This is a genomic window from Bacteroides sp. AM44-19, assembly GCF_003603395.1.
Classification (GTDB): domain Bacteria; phylum Bacteroidota; class Bacteroidia; order Bacteroidales; family Bacteroidaceae; genus Bacteroides; species Bacteroides uniformis.
On the sequence record NZ_QTNB01000011.1, the window covers coordinates 19,114 to 36,672 of the forward strand.

At 48.9% G+C, this 17,559-nt stretch carries 12 protein-coding genes and 2 tRNA genes; 12 read left to right on the forward strand and 2 right to left on the reverse strand.

What is annotated here, in order from left to right; translation table 11 throughout:
* From DW947_RS15090 to DW947_RS15105, 4 genes are all read left to right on the forward strand, one after another.
* Nucleotides 1-1,722, forward strand: a complete 1,722-nt coding sequence (locus tag DW947_RS15090) for an OstA-like protein (protein ID WP_005829570.1) — start codon at nucleotides 1-3, stop codon at nucleotides 1,720-1,722.
* Nucleotides 1,723-1,726: 4 nt separating this feature from the next.
* Nucleotides 1,727-2,017: a hypothetical protein gene (locus DW947_RS15095; RefSeq protein ID WP_005829571.1), complete on the forward strand. Its 291-nt coding sequence runs from the start codon at nucleotides 1,727-1,729 to the stop codon at nucleotides 2,015-2,017.
* 39 nt (nucleotides 2,018-2,056) lie between these two features.
* A complete protein-coding gene (gene mutL, locus DW947_RS15100) occupies nucleotides 2,057-3,973 on the forward strand; it encodes a DNA mismatch repair endonuclease MutL (protein WP_005829573.1) in 1,917 nt (638 codons plus the stop codon).
* 129 nt (nucleotides 3,974-4,102) lie between these two features.
* Entirely contained in the window at nucleotides 4,103-5,296 is a 1,194-nt protein-coding gene (locus DW947_RS15105; protein ID WP_119958550.1) for an OmpA family protein, read from the forward strand.
* Nucleotides 5,297-5,452: 156 nt separating this feature from the next.
* Here DW947_RS15105 and trpS read toward each other — a convergent pair whose 3' ends face one another.
* Nucleotides 5,453-6,547 carry a tryptophan--tRNA ligase gene (trpS, locus tag DW947_RS15110; protein ID WP_005829577.1) on the reverse strand — a complete coding sequence of 365 codons (1,095 nt, stop codon included), beginning with the start codon at nucleotides 6,545-6,547 and terminating at the stop codon, nucleotides 5,453-5,455.
* 74 nt (nucleotides 6,548-6,621) lie between these two features.
* Complete coding sequence (locus DW947_RS15115) at nucleotides 6,622-7,266, reverse strand: HU family DNA-binding protein (RefSeq protein ID WP_005833449.1); 645 nt, start codon at nucleotides 7,264-7,266, stop codon at nucleotides 6,622-6,624.
* 641 nt (nucleotides 7,267-7,907) lie between these two features.
* On the opposite strand from DW947_RS15115, the gene carB reads away from it, so the two are divergent.
* The 8 genes from carB to DW947_RS15165 all read left to right on the forward strand — a co-directional run bounded on the left by carB (nucleotide 7,908) and on the right by DW947_RS15165 (nucleotide 17,334).
* Entirely contained in the window at nucleotides 7,908-11,135 is a 3,228-nt protein-coding gene (carB, locus tag DW947_RS15130) for a carbamoyl-phosphate synthase (glutamine-hydrolyzing) large subunit (RefSeq protein ID WP_005829587.1), read from the forward strand.
* Nucleotides 11,136-11,263: 128 nt separating this feature from the next.
* Nucleotides 11,264-11,824, forward strand: coding sequence for a sugar O-acetyltransferase (locus tag DW947_RS15135; RefSeq protein ID WP_117963344.1), 561 nt, complete (start codon nucleotides 11,264-11,266; stop codon nucleotides 11,822-11,824).
* 130 nt (nucleotides 11,825-11,954) lie between these two features.
* Nucleotides 11,955-12,029, forward strand: a tRNA-Val gene (locus DW947_RS15140).
* Between the two features lie 31 nt (nucleotides 12,030-12,060).
* Nucleotides 12,061-12,135 (forward strand) — tRNA-Val (locus tag DW947_RS15145).
* Between the two features lie 157 nt (nucleotides 12,136-12,292).
* A complete protein-coding gene (gene purB, locus DW947_RS15150) occupies nucleotides 12,293-13,639 on the forward strand; it encodes an adenylosuccinate lyase (protein ID WP_009037826.1) in 1,347 nt (448 codons plus the stop codon).
* A gap of 136 nt (nucleotides 13,640-13,775) precedes the next feature.
* Nucleotides 13,776-15,260, forward strand: coding sequence for a pseudouridine synthase (locus DW947_RS15155; protein WP_005833445.1), 1,485 nt, complete (start codon nucleotides 13,776-13,778; stop codon nucleotides 15,258-15,260).
* Nucleotides 15,261-15,287: 27 nt separating this feature from the next.
* Nucleotides 15,288-16,691 (forward strand): asparagine--tRNA ligase, encoded by a 1,404-nt coding sequence (gene asnS, locus DW947_RS15160; protein ID WP_005829597.1) that lies wholly within the window; start codon nucleotides 15,288-15,290, stop codon nucleotides 16,689-16,691.
* 151 nt (nucleotides 16,692-16,842) lie between these two features.
* Nucleotides 16,843-17,334 carry a DUF4488 domain-containing protein gene (locus DW947_RS15165; RefSeq protein ID WP_005829599.1) on the forward strand — a complete coding sequence of 164 codons (492 nt, stop codon included), beginning with the start codon at nucleotides 16,843-16,845 and terminating at the stop codon, nucleotides 17,332-17,334.
* Nucleotides 17,335-17,559: the final 225 nt, after the last annotated feature.

Genomic DNA, 17,559 nt, shown 5'->3' on the forward strand with positions numbered 1-17,559 from the left:
ATGCAAAAGAAGAATACAAAAAATCATTTCCTGAACAAGCATAGATACCTCCTGGTAGGCATTCTATGCTTGTTTGGCATCTGTCTGCTGAGTGCGCAGGACAAAAAGAAGAGTACTGGTGCACCGGAGAAGAGGAAAGTGGACTCGATTGAACAGAAAAAGACGGAGACGTCGGAAAAGAAGAAGACGCGCGTCGATTTGTTGTACGCAGATGAGGCGCAGGCGGACAAACAGTTGCGTCCTGATGTGCAGGTACTCATCGGTTCGGTGAGGATGAAGCATGACAGTATGTACATGTTCTGTGATAGTGCGCTGATATTCGAAAAGATAAATTCTGTGGAGGCATTCGGCAATGTGCGTATGGAGCAGGGCGACACCTTGTTTATCTATGGAGACTATCTGTATTATGACGGCATGTCGCAGCTGGCCATGCTGCGTGAGAATGTACGTATGATAAATCGTAATACGGTGCTGACAACCGACAGTTTGAACTATGACCGTCTGTACGATTTGGGTTATTACTTCGAAGGCGGTACGCTGACCGACGAGGATAATGTGCTGACTTCCGAGTGGGGAGAATATAGCCCTGCCACCAAGTTGGCTGTCTTCAATCACGACGTGAAGCTGGTCAATCCGAAGTTTGTCTTGACTTCGGATACCTTGAAGTATAGTACAGCTACCAAGATTGCTACTATTTTAGGCCCCTCCGACATTGTGAGTGACCAAAATCATATTTATTCCGAACGTGGCGTGTACAATACGACTACTGAGCAGGCAGAACTGCTCGACCGTTCCGTACTGACTAACGAAGGCAAGAAACTGACCGGTGACAGCCTTTTCTACGACCGCATCTTGGGATACGGCGAGGCTTTTGACAATGTACAGATGAATGATACGGTCAACCGGAACATGTTGACTGGCGACTATTGTTTCTACAACGAACTGACCGGAAGCGCCGTTGCCACCAAACGTGCCGTAGCTATCGACTATTCGCAGGGCGACAGTCTGTTTATGCACGGTGATACTTTGCGGCTGATTACCTACCATATGAATACCGATTCCATGTACCGGGAGATGCGTGCCTATCATAAGGTGCGTGCTTATCGCACGGATGTGCAGGCCGTATGCGATTCGTTGGTGTATAATTCCAAGGACTCTTGCATGACGATGTACACCGACCCTATCTTGTGGCACGGGGAACAACAGTTGTTGGGCGAGGAAATTAAAATTTACATGAACGATAGTACCATCGACTGGGCACATATCATCAATCAGGCCCTGACGGTAGAGAAAAAGGACAGTATTCACTATAACCAAGTTTCCGGTAAGGAGATGAAAGCTTTCTTCATAGATGGAGACATGCGTCTGGTGGAGGTAAACGGCAATGTATTGGTGGTGTATTATCCGGTAGAGGAGAAGGACAGTTCGCTGATTATGATGAACTATTCGGAAGGTGGACTTTTGAAAATGTACTTGAAGGAGAGAAGAATGGAGCGCGGAGTCTTTGTTGGAAAGACTACCGGTACAGCCTATCCTTTGGACCAGATTCCACCAGATAAGAGCAGGCTGCCTTCTTTTGTTTGGTTCGACTACATCCGTCCGCTCAACAAGGAGGACATCTTCGAGTGGAGGGCTAAAAAAGCAGGTGAAGTATTGAAGAAAAGTGACCGGAAACCTGTAACTTCGCCAAGGAATATGCATATTAAACGAAATAATAAGTAGCGTCATGGGAATGTTTGCAATGCGGAAGCCTCGTGGCTTCAATCATAGCTATATCTATGTGGATGAGCGGAAAGAGAAGTTGGCGAAGATGGAAGAAAACGCCAAGCGTGACCTGGGTATGCTGCCGGAAAAGGAATTCTCGCCCGAGGATATACGGGGCAAATTCATAGAAGGAACAACTCACTTGAAGCGGCGCAAGGAGAGCGGACGTAAGCCGATGCATTTGGGCATAATCCTTGTTGTCATAGCTGTGCTGATTTATCTGTGGTATGCCATCAGTAACGGAATCATTTAATAATGATTAATCATTAATCTCTAATCATTAAACATTATCATGAGCGATATCATTCATTTGCTGCCCGATTCGGTTGCCAATCAGATTGCTGCCGGAGAGGTGATTCAGCGTCCGGCATCTGTTGTGAAGGAATTGGTGGAAAATGCAATTGATGCCGAAGCAGAGGAAATACATGTGCTGATTACCGATGCGGGCAAGACCTGCATCCAGGTGATTGATGACGGAAAGGGGATGTCCGAAACGGATGCGCGTCTTTCTTTTGAACGCCATGCAACTTCAAAGATACGCGAAGCTGCCGATTTGTTTGCCCTACGCACCATGGGCTTCCGTGGAGAAGCGTTGGCTTCCATTGCTGCGGTAGCTGAAGTGGAGTTGAAAACACGCCCAGCCAGCGAGGAACTGGGGACGCGACTGTTGATTGCCGGCTCTAAAGTCGAGGGCCAGGAAGCCGTTTCCTGCCCTAAGGGAAGCAATTTTTCCATCAAGAACCTATTCTTCAATATTCCTGCCCGGCGTAAATTCCTGAAAGCCAACTCTACGGAGTTGAGCAATATCCTTACGGAATTCGAGCGTATAGCGCTGGTGCATCCTGAGGTAGCCTTCTATCTGTATAGTAATGATACGGAATTGTTCAATCTTCCGGTAATGCCTTTGCGGCAACGCATCATGGCAGTTTTCGGAAAGAAACTGAATCAGCAGTTGCTGTCCGTAGACGTCAATACGACGATGATAAAGATTTCCGGTTTTGTTGCCAAGCCGGAAACCTCGCGCAAGAAAGGAGCGCACCAATACTTTTTTGTGAACGGGCGTTATATGCGTCACCCCTATTTCCACAAAGCGGTGATGGACGCTTATGAGCAGCTGATTCCTGCCGGTGAGCAAATCTCCTACTTTATTTATTTCGAGGTAGACCCTGCCAATATCGATGTGAACATCCATCCGACGAAGACGGAGATTAAGTTCGAGAATGAGCAGGCTATCTGGCAGATTCTGTCGGCTGCGGTCAAGGAATCCTTAGGCAAGTTTAGCGCTATACCTACTATCGATTTTGATACCGAGGACATGCCGGATATTCCTGCATTCGAGCAGGCTCGTCCGATAGAGCCTCCGAAGGTACACTATAACACGGATTTCAATCCCTTCAAGACGTCTTCCGCTTCTTCCTATGGAGGCGGTGGCAATTATTCGCGCCCCAAAGTGGAGTGGGAGGGGCTTTATTCCGGTTTGGAAAAAGCCAGCAGGATGAACGAGCCGATGGAGGAAGAGCCTTTTGTAGAGGATACGGTTACCGGTACGGCTCCAAGAGAGGAGGAGAGGGTTCCTTATTTCCAGGAAACGGTTCCTTCCGGGGCAAGCGCCTCTTTCTATGGCAATGAGGCAACGGTAGAGAAAGGAGCGCAACACTTCCAGTTCAAGGGGCGTTTTATTCTGACTTCCGTTAAATCGGGTCTGATGCTGATAGACCAGCACCGGGCGCATGTCCGGGTATTGTTCGACCGCTATATGAGCCAGATTCGACAGAAACAAGGCGTATCCCAGGGGGTATTGTTTCCGGAGATTATCCAGTTGCCGGCTTCGGAAGCTGCCGTACTGGAAAGTATATTGGAAGATTTGTCGGCAGTAGGCTTCGATTTGAGCCCGCTGGGTGGCGGCAGCTATGCCATCAACGGCATACCTTCGGGCATAGAGGGGTTGAACCCGGTAGAATTGGTCCGGAATATGGTACATACTGCTATGGAAAAAGGGAATGACGTTAAGGAAGAGGTGCAGACAATTCTTGCATCGACCTTGGCACGTGCTGCGGCCATCGTCTATGGACAAGTGCTGAGCAACGAGGAAATGTCCAATCTCGTGGACAATCTGTTTGCATGCCCATCCCCGAATTATACTCCGGACGGAAAGACGGTGCTGGCGACCATTAAAGAAGACGACATAGAAAAGCTTTTCTCCAAATAAGGAAGAGTACTTTCTTTTGCATCAAGGCAAAAAAAGTACAAATATTCAGAACCTTTTAGTTCTGTTGGCGTTAATTAGACAGTTTGAATGATAAAGAGTTTAATTAACCACTTAACTATTTTAAGGTATATGAAAAAGATTCTAATGTTACTGGCTTTAGCTGGTGTGTCTTCTGTTGCCATGGCGCAGCAAAAGACTGAAGTTGTGGAAGAATTTGGTGTTATCCAGGTTCAGGATAAATATCAGGTAATCACTAATCCGTTCTGGAGTAATTGGTTTTTCTCTATAGGCGGTGGTGCCGAAGTAACTTTTGGAGATAATGATAAGGCAGGAAGTTTTGGCAAGCGTATCAGTCCGACGCTGAATTTTGCCATCGGCAAATGGTTCACCCCGGGACTGGGAGTACGTCTGCAATATAGCGGCCTTCAGGCAAGAGGATATACGTATGATGCAGGTGCTGACTACGTGAAAGGCACTCAGATGGATGACGGCTACTACAAACAGCGTTTCGACTATATGAATCTGCACGGAGATGTGATGTTCAATCTGAATGCGCTGTTTGGAGGATACAACCAGCACCGTGTGTATGAAATCATTCCTTATGTAGGTGCTGGCTTCACTCACAACTACACAAAGCCTCACCGCGAAGCTCTGTCTGTAAACGCGGGTATCATCAATCGCTTCCGTATTTCCAATGCGATAGATATTAACCTGGAGCTGAGCGCAATGGGCGTTGAAGATAAGTTCGATGGCGAAGTTGGCGGCGATCATGGATATGATGGCGTGCTGAGTGCAACGGTAGGGTTGACATACCGTTTCCCCGCCCGTGGATTCCGTCGCCCGATGCCTCAGTTGATTTCTCAGGTAGAGCTGGCTGCCATGCAGGCACAGCTTGCAGAGATGGGAGCTGCCAACCAGCAGCTGCAGAATGCATTGGTGGCTGCACAGAACCAGCCGGTGGCCGAAGTTACGGAAACCGAAGTGATTGTTCCCGATCCGGATATAGCACCGCGTACCGTATTCTTCAATATCGGTTCTGCCGAAGTCTCTCCACGTGAAGCAATGAACTTGTCTTATCTGGCAGACCAGATGAAACAGTTCCCGAACGCCACTTACACTGTAAACGGATATGCAGACTCTGCAACCGGTACGCCGGCATTCAACAAAGAGTTGAGTTTGAAGCGTGCACAAGCCGTGGTCGATGTATTGGTAAAACAATACGGAATTCCTGCTGACCGCCTGAAGGTGGATGCCGGTGGTGGTGTCGATAAGTTCGGACAGCCGATTCTGAACCGTGTGGTATTGGTGAAATCTGCCAATTAGAAAGCTACGAGCTACAAGCTACAAGGAGTTACGAGTTATAGAAATGAGAAGGGGCATGCGTTATTATGACGCATGCCCCTCATTTTTTGTAACCAGTAACTTGTAACAGGTAGCTCCTTGTAACTCGTAACTTCTGTAACTCGTATCTCCTATCCCTTATTCTCCGCCGAATTTCTTTACTTGCTCTGCAATCAGTTCCGCATCATCAAAGTAGTTTATCTTCATAGCCTTGCGTACATCGTCCAAGGTTGCGGCAGCGGTTTCCCTGGCAGTTTCGCAACCTTTCTTCAGCATGTCGTAGATGGCGGGGATGTCTTTTTCAAACTCCTTGCGGCGGTTGCGGATAGGCTCCAGTGTCTCCTGCATAATTTCGTTGAGGAACTTCTTCACTTTCATGTCGCCCAGACCGCCACGTTGGTAGTGGGCTTTCAGTTCGTCCAGATTCGGATATTCGGGCAGATAAAGGCCGAAGTGTTCCGGACGGCAAAAGGCATCCAGGTAAGTGAATACGGTGTTGCCTTCCAATTTTCCGGGGTCTTGCACACGCAGGTGGTCGGGGTCGGTATACATGCTCTTCACCTTCTTCTGCACCTCGTCGGCAGAGTCCGAAAGATAGATACAGTTGCCGAGGCTCTTGCTCATCTTGGCTTTGCCGTCCGTTCCCGGCAGGCGCAGGCAGGCTGCATTGTCGGGCAACAGGATTTCCGGTTCCACGAGGGTTTCACCATATATATAGTTGAAACGGCGTACGATTTCACGAGCTTGTTCAATCATCGGCTCCTGGTCTTCGCCCACGGGCACGGTAGTGGCGCGGAAGGCGGTAATGTCCGCTGCCTGGCTGATGGGGTAGGTGAAGAAACCTACGGGGATGCTTGTCTCGAAATTACGCATCTGGATTTCGGTCTTTACCGTCGGGTTGCGTTGCAGGCGGCTCACGGTCACCAGGTCCATATAGTAGAAGGTCAGTTCGCAGAGTTCCGGTATCTGGGATTGGATGAAGATGGTACTCTTCGTCGGGTCCAGTCCGCAAGCCAGGTAGTCCAGTGCCACCTCGATGACGTTCTGGCGCACCTTTTCCGGATTCTCCATATTGTCCGTCAGCGCTTGTGCGTCGGCGATGAAGATGAAAATCTTGTCGTACAAGCCGGAGTTTTGCAGTTCCACTCTTCTTCTCAATGAGCCTACATAGTGTCCTATGTGCAGGCGTCCTGTGGGGCGGTCGCCCGTAAGGATGATTTTTTCTTTTGCCATATTATGTATTTTTTAGTTTCTTCATTGTATAAAAGCCATTAAGACCGGCAAAGATACCTATAATTATCGAAACCTCAAGGGATGACGCTTTCTTTCCTTTTCACGTATACCTTATGGCTTCCGATGCCGCTTGTATCGATTCCGCTGCCGGGAGTATGTGCCCATTTGCGCAGTTCCACGGTGGCGGTGGAGCGGACGAGTCCGGTCAGTTGCCGGTAGATGCTGACAGTAAGGAAGGCATGCTTGTCCAGATACTGATGCGCCAGAGCCAGACGTTGTTCGGGGGTGTATTTCTTCGACGAGCGTGCGGGTTTCCAGGAGGCACGTTCCAGTTCGCACCAATGGTTGGTTTCTCTAATCAAGGCCTTGTCTGTGCGGAAGTTCACGCCACTTACGTAGATGCTCCGCGCGTTTCGCTTCGTGGTGCTTTCTTGGGGCTGTTCGCGTTCCTTGTCGGGGTAGATGGACAGTGCGGGGGTGAATACGCCCAATCCTTCTATCTTCACCGAGCGTCCCATTCCCATTTCGTGGGCCAGGGCTTCGCCCAGCTCGCAGATAATTCCTTCGGTTACGCCTTTCGAGAATCCCGAGGTCATGGCGATGTATTCCGCCAGTTCGCGCGTGCCGGTCTGTCCGGTCATCACCATCTTGGGGTAGGTGATTGGTTCGCCCGTGCCTTGCAAGTCGGGCATTTCTTTCATTTGGTAGCGTGTGGTCATTGTTGCGTTCTCCTTTCTTTTCTTTCCTTCGTTGCAAAGTCCTTTTCCCTGCGGAGCAAAGTTCTTTTGGTGGCGGAGAAATCTTAGAATAAAGCCTTTATTCCAAGGAATAGAAATTTTATTTTTAAGAATAAAGGCTTTGTTTGTAGAAACAGAATCCTTGTTCTATTTTTGTATAGGCACAAAGGTAAGTTTCCGTGGCGAGAAAAGCAAGTTTTGGTGGGGAGAATCTTCATATTTATCCGCAAATGCCTTTACTGAGATATAGTCTTTCTTTTTTATATGGAATCGCATTTTTCGGAAAAAGATTTCGGTTGTGGGCGACGGCCGCTCTTCTATTATGGAGGATGACGTTTCTTTTATGCAAAAAAATATGCCACAATTTGCTCTTTTCGTAAATAAGTCGTTACTTTGCACAAATTTTAAAGAGACTATGCAATCGCAGGAAATGAGAAGCAAATATAACCTCCGTTCGAATGAATTTCATTCGGGAGCCGTCAGTTTCTCTTTTTTCGAGAAAGATATTTTTAGTTCTTTGGTAATGCGTTAATCCTTTATTGGGTGACGCATTTTTTTTGTGAAATAGCTACAACTCGTAGTTCGTAGCTTGTAACTCGTAACTTAATAGACAACAAGAGAATATGGAAAAGAATTTAAAGAAAGTGCTTGTCTTGGGTTCTGGTGCGCTCAAGATTGGTCAGGCCGGAGAGTTTGACTATTCCGGTTCGCAGGCGCTGAAGGCGTTGCGCGAAGAAGGTATCGGTTCTGTTTTGGTAAACCCGAACATTGCTACTATCCAGACATCGGAAGGTATCGCCGATCAAGTTTATTTCTTGCCGGTAACTCCTTATTTCGTGGAAGAAATCATCAAGAAAGAACGTCCCGACGGCATTTTGCTGGCATTCGGCGGACAGACGGCGCTGAACTGCGGTACGGAACTCTATCAGAACGGAATTCTTCAGAAATATGGCGTGCGCGTGCTGGGTACTTCCGTTGAGGCGATTATGTACACCGAAGACCGTGACCTCTTTGTGAAGAAGCTGGACGAGATTCCGATGAAGACTCCGAAGAGCCACGCTGTGGAGAGCATGGAGGACGCACTGAAGGCAGCCCGCGAGATTGGCTACCCCGTGATGGTGCGCTCGGCTTATGCTCTGGGTGGACTGGGAAGCGGTATTTGTCCGGACGAGGAAGCCTTCATTAAATTGGCCGAAAGCTCTTTCACTTTCTCCAAGCAGATTCTGGTAGAAGAGTCTCTGAAGGGTTGGAAGGAAATTGAATTCGAGGTAATCCGCGATGCCAACGACCACTGCTTCACGGTGGCAAGCATGGAAAACTTCGACCCGCTGGGCATTCATACGGGTGAGTCCATCGTAGTGGCTCCCACTTGCTCATTGACCGACGAGCAGGTGAAAATGTTGCAGGAGCTCTCCACCAAATGTATCCGCCACCTGGGCATCGTGGGCGAATGTAACATCCAGTATGCGTTCAACGCCGAGACAAACGACTATCGTGTCATCGAGGTGAACGCCCGTCTGTCCCGTTCTTCCGCATTGGCTTCCAAGGCTACCGGTTATCCGCTGGCATTCGTGGCTGCCAAGATTGCGTTGGGCTATACGCTCGACCAAATCGGCGAGATGGGAACTCCCAATTCTGCATATGCTGCTCCGCAACTTGATTACCTGATTTGCAAGATTCCGCGTTGGGACTTGACGAAGTTCGTAGGTGTCAGCCGCGAAATTGGCTCCAGCATGAAGTCGGTAGGCGAAATCATGTCTATCGGACGTTCCTTTGAAGAAATTATCCAGAAGGGCTTGCGTATGATTGGTCAGGGAATGCACGGATTCGTGGGCAATGAGGGAGTGGAGTTCGATGACTTGGATTACGAACTGTCACATCCCACCGACCTGCGCGTCTTTGCCATTGCCGAGGCTCTGGAAAAGGGATATGCCATCGACCGCATCTTTGAGCTGACCAAGATTGACCCCTGGTTCTTGGGCAAGCTGAAGAACATCGTAGACTACAAGCAGAAACTTTCCCAATATAATAAGGTGGAAGACATCCCCGCCGACGTGCTGCGCGAAGCCAAAGTGCTTGGCTTCTCCGACTTCCAGATTGCCCGCTTCGTGCTGAATCCGCAAGGCAATATGGAGAAGGAAAACCTTACCGTACGCGCCCGTCGTAAGGAGCTGGGCATCCTGCCCGCCGTGAAGCGCATCAATACGGTGGCTTCCGAACATCCGGAACTGACGAACTACCTCTACATGACGTATGCCGTTCAGGGTTATGATGTGAACTATTATAAGAATGAAAAATCAGTGGTTGTGCTTGGTTCGGGCGCTTACCGCATCGGTTCGTCTGTAGAGTTCGACTGGTGTTCGGTGAATGCCATCCAGACTGCCCGCAAGCTGGGCTACAAGTCCATCATGATTAACTATAACCCCGAAACCGTTTCTACGGACTACGACATGTGCGACCGTCTCTACTTCGACGAGCTCTCCTTCGAACGTGTGCTCGACGTTATCGACCTGGAGCAGCCGCGCGGTGTCATCGTGTCCGTGGGTGGACAGATTCCTAACAACCTGGCTATGAAGCTTCACCGCCAGTCAGTTCCCGTGTTGGGTACTTCCCCCATCTCCATCGACCGTGCCGAAAACCGTAACAAGTTCTCTGCCATGCTCGACCAGCTGGGCATCGACCAACCGGCTTGGCAGGAACTCACCAGCCTGGAAGATGTGAAAGGCTTTGTAGAGAAGGTGGGCTATCCGGTACTGGTGCGTCCGTCTTACGTGCTCTCCGGTGCTGCGATGAACGTATGCTACGATGAAGAAGAACTGGAAAACTTCTTGAAGATGGCTGCCGAAGTATCTAAGGAATATCCGGTGGTGGTATCCCAGTTCTTGCAGAACACTAAGGAGATTGAGTTCGACGCTGTTGCCCAAAACGGTGAAGTGGTGGAATACGCCATCTCCGAGCACGTAGAGTTTGCCGGTGTACACTCCGGTGACGCTACGCTGGTATTCCCGGCACAGAAGATTTACTTTGCAACGGCACGCCGCATCAAGAAAATCAGCCGCCAGATTGCGAAGGAACTCAATATTTCCGGTCCTTTCAATATTCAGTTCCTGGCACGCAACAACGAGGTGAAGGTTATCGAGTGTAACCTCCGTGCATCGCGCAGCTTCCCGTTCGTATCCAAGGTGCTGAAGCGTAACTTCATCGAGACTGCTACCCGCATCATGCTGGACGCTCCCTATACACAACCGGACAAGTCGGCATTCGACATCGACCGTATCGGTGTGAAGGCAAGCCAGTTCTCCTTCTCCCGTCTGCACAAGGCAGACCCGGTATTGGGTGTGGACATGTCGTCTACGGGCGAGGTAGGCTGTATTGGCGACGACTTCTCCGAAGCATTGCTGAATGCCATGATTGCTACCGGATTCAGAATCCCCCGTCCCGAGAAGGGCGTGATGTTCTCCTCCGGAGCCATGAAGTCCAAGGTGGATTTGCTGGATGCCAGCCGCATGCTCTTTGCCAAAGGCTATAAGATTTATGCTACGGCAGGTACAGCCGCTTTCCTCAACGCCCATGGCGTGACGACGGAAGCCGTTTACTGGCCGGATGAACGCCCGGATGCGGAAAACAACGTGATGACGATGATTGCCGACCATGCCTTCGACCTGATTGTCAACATTCCGAAGAACCATACGAAACGCGAGCTGACCAATGGCTACAAGATTCGTCGCGGTGCCATCGACCACAACATTCCGTTGATTACCAATGCCCGCCTGGCAAGTGCCTTTATCGAGGCATTCTGTGAAATGAAGCTGGAAGATATCCAGATTAAGAGCTGGCAGGAGTACAAATAAATTGTTTGCTCTGTAAACGATTGCAGGAGCGGAAAGCCGAAAGGTTTTCCGCTCTTTTGGTATACTGCGTTTATTTCCGTATTTTTGTTCGGGGCTGAGTCTCTGTATGAATCAAAAGAAGAAATAATATGAATGAAGTGGAAAAAATGCGTAGCTCCCAGTTGGCGGATATGTCCGTTCCGGAGATACAGGTGAAGTTCGAGCATGCCAAGCGCTTGCTGGCAAAAATGCGTGTGATGAGTACTTACGATGAGGATTACCGGAGTTTGCTGGAGGAACTGGTGCCAGGTATTCCCGCTACTTCCATCATCTGCCCGCCCTTCCATTGCGACCACGGGGATGGGATCCGGCTGGGTGAGCATGTCTTTGTCAATGCCAATTGCACTTTCCTGGACGGGGGATATATCACGATTGGTGCCCATACGTTGGTCGGTCCATGCGTACAGATATACACTCCCCATCATCCGATGGATTATATCGAGCGTCGTACGGAAAAGGAATATGCCTATCCGGTGACGATAGGAGAGGATTGCTGGATTGGCGGCGGTGCCATTCTGTGTCCGGGCATCACCGTCGGCGACCGTTGTATCATCGGTGCGGGTAGTGTGGTGACGAAAGATATTCCATCCGATAGCATAGCCGTTGGTAATCCGGCAAAGGTCATCCGGAAAAATGAGGCAAAAAAGTGAACGTACTAAATGCTTGAAAAACAGAGTGTGTCGCTAAATGACTAAAAAAATATCGAAAAATATTATGCAAAAGTTTTGGTAATGTCAAAATAAGCTGTACCTTTGCATCGCTTTTGAAACGGAAGTGTACGGGCGTTTAGCTCAGCTGGTTCAGAGCATCTGCCTTACAAGCAGAGGGTCGGCGGTTCGAATCCGTCAACGCCCACACAAAATCCAAACACTTTCGTTCATCAAAAGGGCGTTTAGCTCAGCTGGTTCAGAGCATCTGCCTTACAAGCAGAGGGTCGGCGGTTCGAATCCGTCAACGCCCACTGGAAATTTTCATTCGAAGGTGGTCTTGCAAGTGATTGTAAGGCCATTTTTTTATCCGTTAACTTCCTTTTCTTAAAATCTTTATCCTTTATGTCTTGTTACTCAGAAAAAAGCAGTAATTTTGCAGTCCGATAATTATCATCATAAATACGACGTATGAAACTTGATTTACTTACCGCAATCTCTCCGATTGACGGTCGATACAGAGGCAAAACGGATGTTTTGGCTGCCTATTTTTCAGAATTTGCACTGATTAAATACCGTGTACAAGTTGAAGTAGAATACTTTATCACGCTGTGTGAGCTGCCTTTGCCGCAGCTGAAAGGGGTGGATAAGGGTGTTTTCGAAACCTTGAGAAACATTTACCGTAACTTTTCCGAAGCCGACGCGCAACGCATTAAGGACATTGAGAGCGTGACGAACCATGATGTGAAGGCTGTGGAGTATTTCTTGAAAGAAGAGTTTGACAAGTTGGGTGGTATGGACGACTATAAGGAGTTCATCCATTTTGGCCTGACTTCACAAGATATCAACAATACGTCTGTTCCTTTGTCTGTAAAGGAGGCGTTGGAGCAGGTGTACTATCCTCAAATAGAGGAACTGATAGCGCAGCTCCGTGCTTATGCGGAAGAGTGGGCCGCTATCCCCATGCTTGCCAAGACACACGGACAACCGGCTTCGCCTACCCGTTTGGGCAAGGAGGTAATGGTGTTTGTCTACCGTCTGGAACGCCAGTTGGCAACGCTGAAGGCTTGTCCGGTGACAGCAAAGTTCGGTGGCGCTACGGGTAATTACAATGCCCATCATGTGGCTTATCCGGAATATGACTGGAAGGCATTCGGCAATAAGTTCGTTTCCGAAAAGCTTGGCTTGGAACGCGAGGAGTATACTACCCAGATATCCAATTACGATAATCTGTCTGCCATCTTTGATGCCATGAAGCGCATCAATACGGTGATGATTGATATGAACCGTGACTTCTGGCAATATATCTCTATGGAATACTTCAAGCAGAAGATTAAAGCCGGTGAGGTGGGCTCCAGCGCGATGCCGCACAAGGTGAACCCGATTGACTTTGAAAATGCGGAAGGAAACCTGGGCATGGCGAATGCTATTCTTGAGCACTTGGCGGTAAAACTGCCGGTTTCCCGTTTGCAGCGTGACTTGACGGACTCTACCGTGCTCCGCAATGTGGGTATGCCGTTCGGGCATATCATTATTGCCATACAAAGTTCTTTGAAGGGTTTGCGTAAGTTGCTGTTGAACGAACCGGCCATCTACCGTGACCTGGACAATTGCTGGAGCGTGGTGGCCGAGGCTATCCAGACCATTCTGCGCCGCGAGGCCTATCCGCATCCCTATGAAGCGTTGAAAGCGTTGACCCGTACCAATCAGGCCATTACGGAAGCGTCTATCAAGGAATTTATAGAGGGACTGAATGTAAGTGAAGAGATAAAGAAAGAATTGCGGGTGATTACCCCCCATACTTATACGGGAATTTAAGCAACCACAGAAGTGTACCGGAGGAATTTCAACTTTTTACTCCGGCAATTGTTATAGAAACATATAAAATTCAAGGTATAATAGAGACAATGAATGGCCGTGAGGCCAAGGTTTAATTTTATTCGAATAAAAAACAATGAGTACAGAAAACGAAACTTGGCGTGATGCTTCTTCCGCAGAGGAGAACTCAGGTGCCGGCCGCGATGGTAACCAATTTAACAAGGAAGGTGGCTACAGCCGTCCGTCTTACAACCGTGATAATGGCGACCGTCCTTATCGCCCCAGATTTAACAGTGAAAACGGGGACCGCCCGCAGCGTCCTTATAACAGTGACCGCCCTTATCGCCCGCGCTTTAATCCTGGTGCGGACAATGGTGACCGTCCGCAGCGTCCTCGTTACAATAACGATAATGGCGACCGTCCCTATCGTCCGCGCTATAACAGCGAAGGCGGCGACCGTCCGCAACGCCCTTATGGAAACAATTCGGGTGACCGTCCTTACCGTCCGCGCTATAACAGCGAAGGTGGCGACCGTCCGCAACGCCCTTATAATAGTGACCGTCCGCAGCGCCCGCGTTATGGCAATGAGGGTGGTGACCGTCCGCAACGTCCTTATAACGGCGACCGCTCCTACAACAGCGACCGTTCTTATAATACGGACCGTCCCTATCGTCCGCGCTACAACAGCGAAGATGGCGACCGTCCGCAGCGTCCTCGCTACAATAATGAGGGTGGTGACCGTCCTTATCGTCCACGCTTCAATTCGGGTGGTGGAAGACCTGGCGGATACGGCAACAGAGACAGCTATAGCCGTCCAGTCCGTCGTTCGGCCGATTATGACCCCAATGCTAAGTACAGCAAGAAGAAACAGATAGAATATAAGGAGCAGTTTGTGGACCCGAACGAGCCTATCCGCTTGAACAAATTCCTGGCCAATGCCGGTGTTTGCTCCCGTCGCGAGGCTGATGAATTCATCACTGCCGGAGTCGTTTCTGTAAACGGAGAGGTGGTGACGGAATTGGGAACCAAGATTAAGCGCGGTGATGAAGTGAAGTTCCACGACCAGACGGTCAGCATAGAACGTAAGATTTACGTACTGCTGAACAAGCCGAAGGATACTGTGACTACTTCGGATGACCCCCAAGCACGTCGCACGGTGATGGATTTGGTGAAGGGCGCTTGCAACGAACGCATTTATCCGGTAGGTCGTCTGGACCGCAATACTACAGGTGTATTGCTGCTGACAAACGATGGTGACCTGGCTTCCAAGCTGACGCATCCCAAGTATCTGAAGAAGAAGATATATCATGTGCATTTGGACAAGAACCTGACAAAAGCCGATATGGAGCAGATTGCAGCCGGTATTCAACTGGATGACGGGGAAATCCATGCAGATGCCATCAGCTATACGGATGACTTCAAGAAAGATGATGTCGGTATTGAAATCCACTCCGGCAAGAATCGTATCGTGCGTCGTATCTTCGAATCGCTGGGATACAAGGTGATGAAACTGGACCGTGTGTATTTTGCCGGTTTAACCAAGAAAGGCCTGCGCCGCGGCGAATGGCGTTACCTCACGGAACAAGAGGTGAACTTCCTGCGCATGGGTTCTTTTGAGTAATATATAATAAGGTATAATAACTGTTTTATGGAAAAGATTAGTAGAACAAAGATTGTTGACCTGCTGAAGCGTGAAGATTTTGGCGCTATGGTCAACGTGAAGGGCTGGGTTCGTACCCGCAGAGGTAGTAAGCAAGTAAACTTTATCGCGCTGAATGACGGTTCTACAATAAATAATGTGCAGATTGTAGTAGACTTGGGTAACTTCGATGAGGAGATGCTGAAAGAGATTACTACCGGTGCTTGTTTGAGCGTAAACGGTGTGCTGACGGAATCTGTCGGTTCCGGTCAGAAGGCCGAAGTGCAGGCCCGCGAAATCGAAGTGCTGGGAACTTGCGATAACACGTATCCGTTGCAGAAGAAAGGTCATTCCATGGAGTTCCTCCGTGAGATAGCCCATCTGCGTCCCCGTACCAATACGTTCGGGGCTGTGTTCCGTATTCGTCATAATATGGCGATTGCCATCCACAAGTTCTTCCATGACAGAGGATTCTTCTATTTTCATACTCCGATTATCACGGCTTCCGACTGCGAAGGCGCAGGCCAGATGTTCCAGGTGACTACGAAGAACCTTTACGACTTGAAGAAAGATGAGAACGGTTCCATTATTTACGATGATGACTTCTTCGGAAAGCAGGCCAGCCTGACTGTTTCCGGACAGTTGGAAGGCGAACTTGCCGCTACTGCATTGGGAGCCATCTATACATTCGGTCCTACGTTCCGTGCCGAGAATTCCAATACTCCCCGCCACTTGGCAGAGTTCTGGATGATTGAGCCGGAAGTGGCGTTCAATGATATTACGGACAATATGGACCTGGCGGAAGATTTCATCAAATATTGTGTACAGTGGGCTTTGGACAACTGTGCCGACGATGTGAAGTTCCTCAATGACATGTTTGATAAGGGCTTGATTGAACGTCTGCAAGGTGTCTTGAAAGAAAGCTTCGTGCGCCTGCCTTATACGGAAGGTATCAAGATATTGGAAGAGGCTGTTGCCAAAGGGCATAAGTTTGAATTCCCGGTGTACTGGGGAGTTGACTTGGCTTCCGAACATGAGCGCTATCTGGTGGAAGACCACTTCAAGCGTCCGGTTATCCTGACTGACTATCCGAAGGAAATCAAAGCGTTCTATATGAAGCAGAACGAAGACGGCAAGACCGTGCGTGCCATGGATGTACTCTTCCCGAAGATTGGAGAAATCATTGGCGGTTCCGAACGTGAATCGGATTACAACAAGCTGATGACGCGCATTGACGAACTTCACATCCCGATGAAGGATATGTGGTGGTATCTCGATACCCGTAAGTTCGGTACATGTCCCCACTCCGGGTTCGGTTTGGGCTTTGAGCGCTTGCTGCTGTTCGTTACGGGCATGACGAATATCCGTGATGTCATACCGTTTCCGCGTACGCCGCGCAACGCCGAGTTCTAAGTTTCGGAATATACAAACTGGATAAAATCATCCGCACAAACATTCTGTTGTTTGTGCGGTTTTTTTATACCCAAAAATGTTATAATCTCAAAATAAATCTTTATATTTGTGTCTAGCGGAACGACATAACGTTAACCAACATCATACGAATATGAAACGGAACTATTTCTTTACCATGCTGGCAGCGGTGCTGCTTGCGGTAGCGGGAGCCAATGCGCAGGAGAGCGCAGAGTTTAGGCCTGCGGAACTGGCAGGAATTTGGCAGTTATGTCATTATGTGTCCGAAATCCCGGATGTTCCCGGGATATTGAAACCGAGTAATACCTTTAAAGTGCTGAGTGATGACGGCCGCATTGTCAACTTTACAATGATTCCTGGCAAGGATGCCATCATCACGGGGTATGGGACTTATCAGCAGCTGACGGATAATTCCTATAAGGAAAGTATTGAGAAAAACATCCATCTGCCCATGTTGGACCACAAAGACAATATATTGGAGTTTGAAATAGGGGACGACGGGGTAATGTACCTGAAGTATTTTATAGCTAAGGACTTGAATGGGAATGAACTGAATACATGGTTCCATGAAACATGGAAGCGGGTGGGCATGCCCGCGAAATTCCCCGAGGACCTTGTCCGTTGATATTTCTTTCTCTTTCCCGTTTCTTTCTCAATGCAGCTTTGAAGGTCTTCTATGATGGCATTGGCCGATGAAGGCCGCATCATAAAGAGTTGTTCTAGCGGAGATTCTTTCGTTTCTCCGCAGGATAACTTTGTCTGTTGTATATCAGCCAAGTGGCTCTCTAAAAAAAAGTGGAAAACTTTTGCCAGTTCTAAGAAAAACCGTACCTTTGCAAGCCGATTATTA